General features: G+C 32.6%; 5 protein-coding genes. All 5 read left to right on the forward strand.

What is annotated here, in order from left to right; genetic code table 4:
- Positions 1-321 precede the first annotated feature (321 nt).
- The 5 genes from NPA10_RS01310 to NPA10_RS01330 all read left to right on the forward strand — a co-directional run bounded on the left by NPA10_RS01310 (position 322) and on the right by NPA10_RS01330 (position 14422).
- The gene (locus NPA10_RS01310) at positions 322-2511 is read left to right on the forward strand and encodes a hypothetical protein (protein ID WP_256547740.1); all 2190 of its coding nucleotides are present in this window, start codon (positions 322-324) and stop codon (positions 2509-2511) included.
- A 62-nt stretch (positions 2512-2573) separates the two neighbouring features.
- The gene (locus NPA10_RS01315; protein ID WP_256547741.1) at positions 2574-5270 is read left to right on the forward strand and encodes a hypothetical protein; all 2697 of its coding nucleotides are present in this window, start codon (positions 2574-2576) and stop codon (positions 5268-5270) included.
- Complete coding sequence (locus NPA10_RS01320; RefSeq protein WP_256547742.1) at positions 5233-7191, forward strand: hypothetical protein; 1959 nt, start codon at positions 5233-5235, stop codon at positions 7189-7191. The genes NPA10_RS01315 and NPA10_RS01320 overlap by 38 nt, the downstream gene beginning before the upstream one ends.
- A gap of 347 nt (positions 7192-7538) precedes the next feature.
- Complete coding sequence (locus tag NPA10_RS01325) at positions 7539-7814, forward strand: hypothetical protein (protein WP_256547743.1); 276 nt, start codon at positions 7539-7541, stop codon at positions 7812-7814.
- Between the two features lie 125 nt (positions 7815-7939).
- Positions 7940-14422: a hypothetical protein gene (locus NPA10_RS01330; RefSeq protein WP_256547744.1), complete on the forward strand. Its 6483-nt coding sequence runs from the start codon at positions 7940-7942 to the stop codon at positions 14420-14422.
- The last annotated feature ends 193 nt before the right edge of the window (positions 14423-14615 follow it).

Raw genomic sequence — 14615 nt, forward strand, 5'->3', positions numbered from 1 at the left:
TCTAAATAATCTTTTCGAAATCATTATGCTTAATTATGACTAAGACGCAAAGAGGTTGTTATGTCGGGTTCTTGTTATATCCAAGCTGGATTATTGCTTCAAACCCCGCAGCATATTTCCAAAAAGCACAAATTGGAATATGATAAAATCAAGCTAACTTATAGATATTTTTTATCTCATCATTAAATTGTTGTAACTCTGTTTAATGACAATCTGTTCAATTATGAAATTGAACAGATTGTTTGTCTCATTAATTTTTTTGTTTTTCGATCTTTGAAGTTACAAGTTGTTATTGTTCATATTTATCACTTGTTTTTCTTCATGAATCCAAAATTCAAAAAGATCTTATTTGGATCTACTGATAAATATCGATTTTCTGCACCAACAAATTGGTTAATTAGTTTTGCAATCCTACTTTCTAGTACTACTGCATTTATCAGCTCAGCTTATTTAGTTCACCAAGAACACCAAGCTCAACAAGCAGCTGAGCAAATTGATCCTGTTCAAGATCGGTTAGCCCGAATTACCCAGTCAGGCCAAGTAAATGCGCCGGGGGGGGGGTCATCTGCTACTAATTCCGCAGATGACACAAATTTAAACGCGTTTTTAGGCCGTGATTTAGCGGACATTGAAAACATTATTATTGAAGACACCAATCGGGTAATTTCTTATCAAGGAGATTTACCGAAAACTGGAATTCGGGTTGTAGCAACATCTGTTAGTTTGACTAAAGGATCAGTCACAATTAGCGCTAATGCTTATGATTATGTCAATTTAAAATACGTTCAGTACAACAAGAAAACTAAAGCTGTAACTGATGTTAAATTTGCCCCACCACCAGGTTTATTCAATTTAGACGAAACAAAAAATAATTGACCCACACTTGCAGAAACTGATAATCAACTAGTTGATTTTTTCCCAACTCGGGCAATTCGTGCTGCAGTTGCAACTATTTTAGGTAAGGAAGTAACTGACACTTTTTCTAAAACGGAATGATTTGATGCATTTGATAAAACAAGTGTCACCCTTGATTTATCGAATCGAGCCCTAACTTCTATTGCTGAAATTTTTAATCCAAACCTGCGTTGGGGTTTGGGAATTTATGATTTATTAGGCACAGCTAATTCCTCTGCTCGGATTACTGGTAATGGAAATTTTGAAATTCGTTATCAGGGTTTGAGCACCATTAATGTGGAAGATAATATCATTACCCATTTTCCCAATCCCAACTACAAGAATTTTCCAGCATTAAAAACGATTCGCGCAAGTCGTAATGCGATTCAAGCAATTGGTAACTTTAACACTTTTAGCAATAATCACTACTCTACTGAATACCAAAGTGAGAGCGATTTACAAAGTACTTCAACAGTTACAAAAAAACCAGAAAACTATTATGAATATTTAAAAAGTTTATGAGCAACAGGTTCGGGTGTTGAAGATTTACCATCTGTCAAAGGAATTAAGAAGTGGCTAGAAACCACTTTATCTGGCATTAGTTATGCAAATTCCAATGCAAGCTCAGTAAATAAAACGGGTAATAAAACTATTACTGATTATGCTAGTTTTTTAGATGCAGTTTCAGCCGATCCAGTTTACTTTAAAACAAGAGATGGTGACAAATATATCAATCAACAAAATCCTTCTACCTCAAACAAAAATAATAATGGTTTGTCTGCTGGAGATGATGGTGTTGTGCCTTATGATCCAAAAAGTAACATCACAACAACCAACGATGGTACACCAGTTAACACAAGCAGCAGTGCAAATTTTAATTTAGATAAAGGCATCAACTTTGGTGGAGTTAAATTAGATATTTGTAAAGATATTTATCGCATCGATTTTTCGAACAACCAAATTGAACGGATTCCGTTATCGAAAAACATGTTTACCAATGTTGATTTTGGTAATAACCGGTTGCGTTATATTACCCCAATTGCTGCCAAGCCATTGCCATGGTTTCAAGGTTTGATTTTTTTCATTGCCAATCTTAATTCGGCTTTTTATAACGTAGTAAATCCAAGTAATTGAAGTAAGTATTATAGTCAAGAGAACGAAACTCAACCTAGTGGTTGAAATGCTCAAACTCAAAGTGTATTAGATTCGTTGAGAATGGGTAATTATAATTTTACTTTACCCACTTTTTCATTTTATGGCAACCAATTATTAGATTTCTGACCCCAGCAAGATACAGATAGTAGTTGGTATACGTGACCGAAATTAACGATTCCAACAGAAAAACGAATTAAAGGTGAAGGTGCAACCGTTAATTCGAATGTTAATGGGTATCCGGTTGGTCCTTGAAATCGGCAAATTGGTAATGATTCAGCTGAATTTTATCCATGATTTCACCGAGTATGAATTGGAACCCAAAATTCAGGAACTTTTTCCACTTATTTAGGTAATTTTGACGGAAATTTCATTCACAATATTGCTGCTAACGATAATATTCGTGCTCGATCTTCTAATTTATATTCCATTTTTTCAATCAATTTAACGATAATAAAATTCTAACTTTTTCACAAAGTTATAGCAAAACAATTAACTACAATGTCACAGTAGCTCAAACTCATTCAATGCAAAATTTTGTTCTACCAGGTTTTGAAACAACAGAATTAAAACAAATTGGAACCACCGATTCAACCAGTTCTTCAACTTCTTCTTCCCAAACCGCAAGAACCTCTGAACCTGAACGAAAAATGTTTGCTGACAATGTTTTAGATCCAAATTCTGATGCTTACAAATCTTATAATTCCCAAGTCCCTTACATCTTAACTCGGACTCTACCCCAAAATCATTCAGTTACTAATTCTTGAGGGAAACGAGATGGTCGAGTTGGTCCAGAACAATTAATTAGTGTTCAACTTCTAAATCAAAATAACGAGGATGTAACTAAAGCAGAATTTAAGGGCATTGACTGGGTAAGTTTGTACGCAAATGCGAATGGTTTAAATAATGATTTAGCATTTCAAGAATTGAGCGCTGATTATCAGCCATCAACAACAAATGGTGTGCCAGCATCTCCAGCTGGAGTCTCATCGCCTGCTAATAACAATGGTAATAAACTTTTAACTGAAGTTTTAGGTCAGCTCCCATATTTCAATGGTCGCAAAAACGCCAAAGCATGAACTGGTAGAACGGGAAATAAAGCAGAGGGATTAGAGTTTAATCAGTTTGCTATTGCTACTGGAACAAATGTTGTGCCAATTTCACCATCTTATAATTTAATTATTTCTGCACCAGTTCAAGAATGAGTTTATCGTTACACCATTAATGTATTAACCGATACTAGTTATGTACTAAATCCCAAAGATGCAATGGGAAAAGAGAGAACATTTGATGTTTCTAAAAATACAAGTTTTACTAATCGTTTCAAATTTGCATCAAGCATTACAGTAACTGATTTATCAAATAATATTGAACAGTGAACTTCAGGCACTGCTTACATTCAAAACTACATTAAAAATGATTCGAGTTCAATTCGGATTAAATCAGTTGATTTAATTAAAAACCAAATTGTGGTTGGTTTTGATGTTAAAGATCCAAACAATAATAAACTTGAAATTGCGGATATCACTTTAACTGGATTTCCCAACCAAAGAGCTTTTTTGATTAGTAACGACAAACAAGTTGACTCATTTAATGACAAAACAAACGCTCCAACAACCTTTGCTCCTAAAGATCGTGAAGCTGCGATTAATTGAATTAAAGAACATGTTGGCGTGCGCTGAATTGGGCTAACTAAAACCGATAATAGTTCAACTACTGATCTTGTTACTACTGCTGGCAGTAATGGTTTAGGAAGTGAAAATATTTATAAGTTAAGCGAACTAAAAGATCCTGAAAACTACATTAGTGGCTTATTCTTTGATCAAAATGATGGGACATTATCATTCACATTACAAATTAATGCTAATGCGGTAAATGGGGGCATTAATTTAGTCGAAAATCATACCATTATCACATTTAAAAAATTCACTTATTCAGTTAATACCACATCAGTTGAAAAAAATTTAAGTGCATTAGATTATACTGATGACAAATTAAAAGAATTTGTGACCCTAAAAACCTTTCAAACTATTAATGGGCGCGAAGAAAATTCTAAATCCAAAAAATGATCAGATGCAACTAATGAACTAAATGATTTTGTACCACCAGAAACTGAATTAGCATTAACTGATATTAACCGCAATCCTGAAGTGGGAAGTGTTGATTTTGCAGTGACATTATTTAACAAAAAAACTGATCAAACCCGCGGCAGTGTGATTGCGGTTAAACCGGGTAGTTTTTTTGAACTATCAAATTTTAATTCCGTTTTTGGATGAAAACAAAATAATGATCGCACTTCAGGAATTGCTTTTATTGATTATAGTGCTTATAAAGATCAACCAATTGCTGCATTTAAACAAGCTTTAAAAGATGCCAAAGATCAAATGGCTTTTAGCCAGTTGTTAACTCCGTTATTAGACTTGACTAAAGCTGGACCAACTTTTGATTCCACGACTAAAAAATTAAGTGGTAGTAGCACATTAGAAACTAATAAACAAAACCAATTAACAATTGGTTTTGGAGCAAATGTCACAGCAACTGCGAGTGAAATTGATACTTATATTACAACTAAAGATGATGCTAATTTATTAGCTATTAACGGTTTGATCATTAAGGGTGGATATTTAAATGGTAAATTCTACCAGGGAACCGCAGCGAATGCGCCCATCACTCGTTTACCCAATTTATTAGTGGCTTTAAAACCCAATACGACTCAAATTCAAGTCATTGATAACAGTTATAAAACACCAGCTAATCCGCCTGCAACTAATCCCCAATCAAGCTCAGGTTATACTGGGGGAAATCAGTTATTTCATGATGCACTAAATCGTGAATGAAAAGATTTATTACCAAGTGAGTGATTAGCAGAATTAAGACGGTTGAAAAACCGTCAAGCCAGTCAGTTAATCAGTCAAGTTGATTATCAAAAATATGACACATTAACTGGGTTTTTAAACCATATTCTAACGGCTTCAACTTCGAATACCAGTTATCAAACTCACGTTGATATTAACAACTTCAGCGGAATTGAAATTAATAATTCCACTGGGGAAGTGAAAATTGGTGCCAATACTTTAATCATTCATAATATTTATAGTAATGCAACTAAAGCTGAGCGCACTTTAATTCCCCAAGTGCACAATCAACCAATTAGTTTCTTTTTAAGCAATTACTTCTTCCGGATTGATGAAACAACTAAAAAAACAACTACCATTTGCGGATAAAACAGCAGTCAACCGCACGTTTGCGAATGAAAGTGTGTTAGGGATTATTAATCAACTAGATGATTTATTGCAGAAAGCCCATCGCTTTTATAATGCTTCAACAACTTTAACTGGAGTTGATTTATTAGCGGCTCAAGATGCCATTAACATTTTAAAATTCAAATTTATTCACCCGATTTACTACACCAATCCGGATGCGGAACGTTTCTTTACTGAGAAGTTTACTGATCAAGATGTCGATAAGAACCATGTTGGTCAAATGACTAAATTTAGTAAATTAGAATTTAGCGAGACCGATTATAATGCGGGAACCTTGACGGTCACAGTCACCATAGATAATTACATTGAAGGATTTGATGGAACTCATTTCACAGTTAAAAACAAGACAGCAACATTTCAAATTACTAATGCACTAGGGGTGTTCTTATTACCGAACTGAAAAGAATTTACTGAAAGCAATTTAAGAATTCGTACCGATGATCCCAAACTAACGGCTTTAGATGGACAACAAAGTACAGGCACAGTAACTAATAACCAATTCCAAACTTGATCAGTGAAAGCATATTATGATCAATTAATGACCCAAAGAAATCCTAATAATGATGAATACATCACACTAAACAATACTGACCCATTATTTGATTTAGTGACTTGACGTTTAGTGGATGATACTGGGATTGAAATTAATAATCAAAACCCCAAATACAGTGAAGCATTTGGTATTTTACAAAGTCAATTAAACCAATTTGCCTGAACTTTTAACATTCGTAAAACGGATTTATATTACAGTGCAAAAAACGAACAAATTTATTTATTTAATCCGTTTTTACACTTTAACATCCGACATGCAAACACCCAACAAATTGAGATCTTAAAAAATATTTTTGATCTTAACAAAAATACTGCAGAACTAATTGATAATCAAGGTAATTACCAAAACGTTGGTTTGGGTAATGTGATTTTACAAGGCTTTAAACGACAACCAATTTTGATTCGTCCTCAAGATTATGATCAAGAAAATTACCAGTTGAATTTCAATGGGAATTTAATGAGTGTAAACCAAGTTTCAGGTGGGGACATTTTAGAGTGATTAAAAACTAATTTAAATGAACCAGCCGCAATCAATACTTTCTTACAATCCTTCTTACAAGTGCAAGGTTTTTCCCGACCTGATAACCCGTTATCTTTAGTATTAAATCCCCAATTTGCTCAATTGTTAGAAACTGATACTCCAGTGGAACAATTAATTGATTACATCCTGATTAATGATGGGTTCGGGGAATTAACCTTCTTGACTGATAGTATTCAATTAGTCAATAGTTATCAAACTAATCTGGATGATGTTAATCCTCATCCTGTCAGTTTGACAGCTTTTTTAACTAATCCAAATCAAGCCACAATTAAATTAACTCAACTAAAATTAGTGAATTCTCACGTATTAGCCGAAGCTACTGAAAAAATTACGACTAATTTAGTTCATGAAGGCATTCAAGATAATATTCGCGATGTAACTAAAGCTTTAGAAGATGATGATTTTTCTTTAGCTTATCGGTATTTACAATTAAACCAAGTATTAACTAGTGAGACTGATCAACAAGAATTAGTGATTCACCAAATCCAATCGGATTTAGTGAATAATCAAATCCTTATTGATTATGAAATCAAAAATGCATTTGTGAATGGTCAAGTGCGTAATTTACAAAGTCAATTAGTTTTAACGGGGTTTAATTCTAATTCTCAAGTTTTTTTAAAAACCCATTTACCATGAGTATTAGTGCTATTAACTGTTATCACAGCCGGAATTTATTATGCAGTTTGGCGTCACCGTTATACCACTAACAGCATTAAATACATGCAAAAAACTGCTCATCAATCCCGGTTACCAAAAACTAAAACGGGTCGTGATAAAACAAAAAAATAAGAACAGGAGGTTTTTAAATTTCAATTTAAATAATTTTTTAGAAGTCATGAAACAGAGTTATTAGTCATACACAAAGAATTTGCTATGTTGGATTCTTGTTATATCCAAGTGGGATTATTAGGTAAAACTCAACATTAGATTTTCAAAAGTGGTAAATTTGAATATGATAAAATCAGGTTAACATATTAAATATTTTTTTTATCCTATCATCAAATTGTTGTAACTCTGTTTAATGACAATCTGTTCAATTATGAAATTGAACAGATTGTTTGTCTCATTAATTTTTTTGTTTTTCGATCTTTGAAGTTACAAGTTGTTATTGTTCATATTTATCACTTGTTTTTTTCATGAATTCAAAATTCAAAAAAATCCTGTTTGGATCTTCTGATAAATATCGATTTTTTTGACCAACAAAATGGTTAATTAGTTTTGCAATCTTAGTTTCTAGTACTACTACGTTTATCAGCTCAGTTTATCTAGTACATCAAGAACATCAAGCTCAACAGGCTGCTGAACAATTTGATCCAGTTCAAGAACGAATTGCTCGGATTAGCCAATCTGGTTTAACAACTACGTCGGGGGGGGGTCATCTACTACTGATTCAACCGATGACACAAATTTAAGTGCGTTTTTAGGTCGTGATTTAGCTGACATTGAAAATATCATTATCGAAGATACCAATAAGGTAATTTCTTATCAGGGGGATTTACCTAAAACCGGCATTCGGGTTGTTGCAACATCTGTTAGTTTGACCAAATCAGGACAAGCAGCAATCACAGCTAATGCTTATGATTATGTCAATCTAAAATACGTTCAGTATAACAAAAAGACTAAAGCTGTTACTGATATTAAATTTGCTCCGCCACCAGGCTTATTCAACTTAGACGAAACAAAAAATAATTGACCTACACTTGCAGCAACTGCTAATAAACTAGTTGATTTTTTTCCAACTCGAGCAATTCGTGCTGCGGTTGCTAGTCTTTTAGGTAAAGCAGCAACTGACACTTTTTCGAAAGAAGAATGATTTAATGCCTTTGATAAAACAAATATAACCCTTGATTTATCAAACCGTGCTTTGAATTCTATTGCTGAAATTTTTAACCCAAATCTGCGTTGAGGTTTGGGTATATATGATTTGTTAGGAACAGCTAATTCTGCTTCTCGTATTACTGGTAATGGTAATTTTGAAATTCGTTATCAAGGTTTGAGTACCATTAATGTTGAAGACAACATTATTACTCATTTTCCCAATCCTAACTACAAAAATTTTCCGGCTTTAAAAACGATTCGAGCAAGTCGTAATGCAATTCAAGCAATTGGAAATTTTAATACCTTTAGTAATAATCATTATTCAACTGAATACCGAACAGATAGTGAATTACAGAGTAGTTCAACAACTACAAAGAATAATGAAGACTATTATGAATATTTAAAAAGTTTATGAGCATCGGGTTCAGATGTTAAAGATTTAAGATCTGTTAAAGGAATTAAGAAGTGGTTAGAAACTACTTTATCTAGTATCAGTTATGCAACCTTAACTGCAAGTTCAGTAAATAAAACTGGTAAAAAAACTATTACTGATTATGCTAGTTTTTTAGATGCAGTCTCAGCCGATCCAGTTTATTTTAAAACAAGAGATGGCGAAAAATATATCAATCAACAAAATCCGTCTACTTCAAACAAAAATAATAATGACTTGTCTGCTGGAAATGATGACGTTATTCCTCATGATCCAAAAAGTAACATCACAACAACAAATGATGGCATACCAGTTCACACAAGCAGCAATACAAATTTTAATTTAGATAAAGGCATTAATTTTGGTGGAGTACGTTTAGATATTTCTAAAGATATTTATCGCATTGATTTTTCTAATAACCAAATTGAACGAATTCCGTTGTCTAAAAACATGTTTACTAATGTTGATTTTGGTAATAATCGATTGCGGTATATTACTCCAATTGCTGCCAAGCCATTACCATGATTTCAAGGATTAATTTTTTTCATTGCTAATTTTAATTCAGAATTTTATAATGTGGTAAATCCTAGTAATTGGAGCAAATATTATAACCAAAGTGATGAAAATCGACCAACTGGTTGAAATGCCCAAAAACAAAGTGTGTTAGACTCATTAAAAATGGGTAATTATAATTTTGCTCTACCTACTTTTTCATTTTATGGTAATCAATTATTAGATTTCTGGCCACAACAAGATACAAACAGTAGTTGGTATACTTGACCCAAATTAACCATTCCAGCAGAGAAACGCATTAAAGGTGAAGGCGCAACTGTTAATTCTAATGTTAATGGATATCCGGTTGATCCTTGAAATCGCCAAATTGGAAATGATTCAGCTGAATTTTATCCATGATTTCACCGGGTATGAATTGGAACCCAAAATGGAGGAACTTTTTCCACTTATTTAGGTAATTTTGACGGAAATTTCATTCACAATATTGCTGCTAACGATAATATTCGTAGTAGATCTAGTAATTTATATTCGATTTTTTTCAATCAATTTAACGATAATAAAATTCTAACTTTCTCACAAAGTTACACCAAAACCATCAACTATAACGTAACAGTTGCTAAAACTCATTCCATGCAAAATTTTATTTTGCCAGGTTTTGAAACAACAGAATTGAAACAGATTGGAACAACAGATTCAACAGCCACAACTAGTAGTCAAGGTAGTGGCAACGGAACGGATAGTGAACCTGATCGTAAAAAATTTGATGATGAAATTTTAAAAACTTCATCTGATGCATACAAATCCTATAACTCCCAAGTCCCTTACATCTTAACTCGGACTCTACCCCAAAATCATTCAGTTACTAATTCTTGAGGGAAACGAGATGGTCGAGTTGGTCCAGAACAATTAATTAGTGTTCAACTTTTAAATCAAAATAACGAAGATGTAACTAAAGCAAATTTTAAAGGGATTGATTGGGTAAGTTTGTATGCGAATGCGAACGGACTCCAAAATAATTTAGCATTTCAAGATTTACCAGATGATTATTCACCATCAGAAAATAATGGTGTGCCAGCATCTCCAGAAGGAGTCTCATCGCCTGCTAATAACAACGGTACTAAATTCCTAACTGAAGTTTTAGGTCAACTTCCGTATTTTAATGGACGTAAAAAGGCTAAGGCTTGAAATGGTGCAACAGGTAATAAAGCAACCGGATTAGAATTTACTCAGTTTGCCACTGATAATGTAACAAACGTTATACCAAATTCACCATCTTACAATTTGATCATTTCTGCACCAGTTCAGGAATGGACTTATCGTTACACCATTAATGTGTTAACTGATACTAGTTATGTGCTGAATCCTAAAAATGCGAAAGGAAAAGAAAGAACATTTGATGTTTCTAAAGATTCAAGTTTTACTAACCGTTTTAAATTTGCATCCAGTATTACAACAACTGAATTATCCAATAATATTGAACAATGAACTGCAGGAACAGCTTACATTCAAAACTACATTAAAAACGATTCTAGTTCAATTCGGATTAAATCAGTTGATTTAATTAACAACCAAATTGTGGTGGAATTTAATGTTAAAGATCCAAACAATAATAAAATTGATATTCAAGATATTACTTTAACTGGGTTCCCCAACCAAAGAGCTTTTTTAATTAATAATGGTAAACAAGTTGATTCATTTAGTGATAAAACAAACGCTCCAACAACCTTTGCTCCTAAAGATCGTAATGAAGCAATCGATTGAATTAAAGAACATGTTGCTGTGCGTTGAATTGGGTTAACTAAAAAGGATAATAGTTTAACTACTGATCTTGTTACCACTGCTACTGGTAGCAGTGGTTTAGGCAGTAAAAATATTTATAAATTAAGCGAACTAAAAGATCCCGAAAATTATATTAGTGGTTTATTTTTTGATAAAAATGATGGCACCTTATCATTTACATTACAAATTAATGCTAATGCGGTAAATGGGGGCATTAATTTAGTTGAAAACCACACCATTACCACTTTTAAAAAATTCACATATTCAGTTAACACCACATCAGCTGATAAAAATTTAAGTGCATTAGATTACACTGATGAAAAATTAAAAGAATTTGTGACTCTAAAAACCTTTCAAACGATTAATAATCAAGAAACAAATTCCCAGTCCAAAAAATGATCTGAAGCAGTAACTGAAAATAAATTGAATGATTTTTTACCGCCTGAAACTGAATTAGCATTAACCGATGTTAACCGTAATGCTGAAGTGGGGAGTGTTGATTTTGCAGTAACATTATTTAACCAAAATAGTAATCAGACTCGGGGTAGTGTGATTGCGGTTAAACCTGCTAGTTTTTTTGAACTGTCGAATTTTAATTCAGTTTTCGAATGGAAACAAAATAATGATCGCACTTCAGGAATTGCTTTTATCACTTATGATGCTTACAAAGATCAACCAATTACTGCGTTTAAAAAAGCTTTAAAAGATGCTAAAGATCAAATAGCTTTTGGTCAATTGTTAACTCCATTATTAGACTTGACTAAAGCTGGACCAACTTTTGATTCTAGTACTAAAAAACTAAATGGTAGTAGCACATTAGACATGAATAAACAAAACCAATTAACAATTGGTTTTGGAACAAATGTCACAGCAACTGCAAAGGACATTGATGCTCATATCACAACTAAAGATGATGCTAATTTATTAGCTATCAATGGTTTGGTTATTAAGGGTGGGTACTTAAATGGTAAATTTTATCAGGGAACTGAAGCAGATGCTCCCATCACTCGTTTATCAAATTTATTAGTAGCATTCAAACCCAATACAACCCAAATTCAAGTCATTAATAACAGTTATAAAACATCAGCTAGCCCAGTTGCAACTAATACTCAATCAAGTCCAGGTTACATTGGTGGAGGAAAATTATTTCATGATGCTTTAGATAAACAATGAAAAGATTTATTACCAAGTGAGTGATTAGCTGAATTAAGAAGACTCAAAAATCGTCAAGCCAGTCAATTAATTAGTCAGGTTGATTATCAAAAATATGACACACTAACTGGATTTTTAAATCATATTCTTACCACCTCAACTTCGAATACCAGTTATCAAACTTATGTTGATATTAATAACTTTAGTGGCATTGAAATTAATAATTCTACTGGTGAAGTAAAAATTGGTCCTAATACTTTAATCATTCACAACATTTATAAGAATTCAACTAAAGCTGAACGAACTTTAATTCCTCAAGTTCATGACCAAGCAATTAGTTTTTTCTTAAGTAATTATTTCTTCCGAATTGATGCAGCAACCAAACAACAATTACCATTTGCTGACAAAGCAGTGATCAATCGTACTTTTGCGAATGAAAGTGTTTTAGGCATTATTAATCAGTTAGATGATTTATTGAAAAAAGCTCAGCGTTTTTATAATAATCCCACTGGTTTAACTGGAGTTGATTTATTAGCAGCTGAAGATGCAATTAATATTTTGAAGTTCAAATTTATTCATCCGATTTATTATACTAATCCGGATGCAGAACGTTTCTTTACTGAAAAATTTAGTGCTCAAGATGTGGAAAATACATATGTTGGGCAAATGACCAAATTCAGTAAATTAGAATTTAGTGACACTGATTATAATGCGGGGACTGTGACCGTCACAGTAACTGTAGATAATTACATTGAAGGATTTGATGGCACTCATTTTACGATTAAAGACAAAACAGCAACATTTCAAATCAGTAATGCATTAGGCGTATTTTTATTGCCAAACTGGAAAAAATTTACTGAAAGTAATTTAAGAATTCGCACGGATGATCCGAAATTAACTGATTTAGACGGGCAACAAACTACAGGTACAATAACCAATAATCAATTTCAAACTTGATCAGTGAAAGAGTATTATGATCAATTATTAGCACGAACAAATCTCAATAACGAAGAATACATCACATTAAATAATACTGATCCGTTATTTGATCTAGTTACTTGAGGTTTGGTTGATGATACAGGGATTGAAATTAATAACGGAAATCCAAAGTATGCTGAAGCTTTTAACATTTTGCAAGGTCAATTAAACCAATTTGCCTGAACTTTTAATCTTCGAAAAACCGATTTATATTACAGTGAGAAAAACGAACAGATTTATCTTTTTAATCCGTTTTTACATTTCAACATCCTACATGCAAACACCCAACAAATTGAGATCTTAAAAAATATTTTTGATTTGAACAAAAATACTGAAGAATTAATTGATAATCAAGGGAATTACCAAAATGTGGGGTTAGGCAATGTTATCTTACAAGGTTTTAAACGGCAACCAATTTTGATTCGTTCCCAAGACTATAACCAAGAGAATTACCAACTGAATTTTAATGGCAGTTTGATGAATGTGAACCAAGTTTCGGGTGGAGATATTTTAGAATGATTAAAATCTAATTTACACGAACCAGCTGCCATTAATACCTTCTTACAATCATTCTTCCATGTTCAAGGTTTTTCTCGTCCTGATAACCCATTATCTTTAGTTTTAAACCCGCAATTTGTTCAATTGCTAGTAACTGATACTCCAGTAGAAAAACTAACTGATTATATTCTGATTAATGACGGGTTTGGCGAACTAACCTTTTTGACTGATAGTATTCAATTAGTCAATAGTTATCAAAATAATCTGGATGATGTTAATCCTAATCCGGTTAGTTTAATAACTTATTTAGCTAATCCCAATCAGGCAGAAATTAAATTAACTAAACTGAAATTAGTTAATTCTCAGGTGTTAGCTGAAGCGGCTGAAAAAATTACCACTAATTTAGTTCATGAAGGCATTCAGGATAATATTCGTAACGTAACTAAAGCTTTAGAAGACGATGATTTTTCCTTGGCCTATCGCTACTTACAATTAAAACAAGTCTTAACTAGCGAAACTGATCAACAAGAATTAATTATTCACCAGATTCAATCGGATTTAGTTAACAATCAAATCCTTATTGATTATGAAATCAAAAACGCCTTTGTAAATGGTCAAGTTCGTAATTTACAGAATCAATTAGTTTTAACGGGGTTTAATTCTAATTCCCAAGTTTTTTTAAACACCCATTTACCATGAATATTAGTGTTATTAGCTGTTGTAACAGCCGGAATTTATTATGCAGTTTGACGTTATCGATATACTACTAACAGCATTAAATACATGCAAGCAAATACTGGTAAAAATCGTTACCGTTTAATGAAAACTGACAAATCAAAAACGCCAAAATAATCATGATTTGTTATTAGTACAGCAAAAAAAACATTTTGGCCAAATTCTCAAAAATGTATAATGACAGGGCACAAAAGGCTTGTTATGCAAAATTCTTATCATATCCAGTGAGGATTACCAACCAAAAGTAGTTAAATCATTTGCAATAAGCAAAAATCTGGTTATGATAAAATCAAACTAATATACATAGATA

Origin of the sequence: Mycoplasmoides fastidiosum (assembly GCF_024498275.1) — a bacterium.
In the GTDB taxonomy this organism is placed as follows: domain Bacteria; phylum Bacillota_I; class Bacilli_A; order Mycoplasmatales; family Mycoplasmoidaceae; genus Mycoplasma_N; species Mycoplasma_N fastidiosum.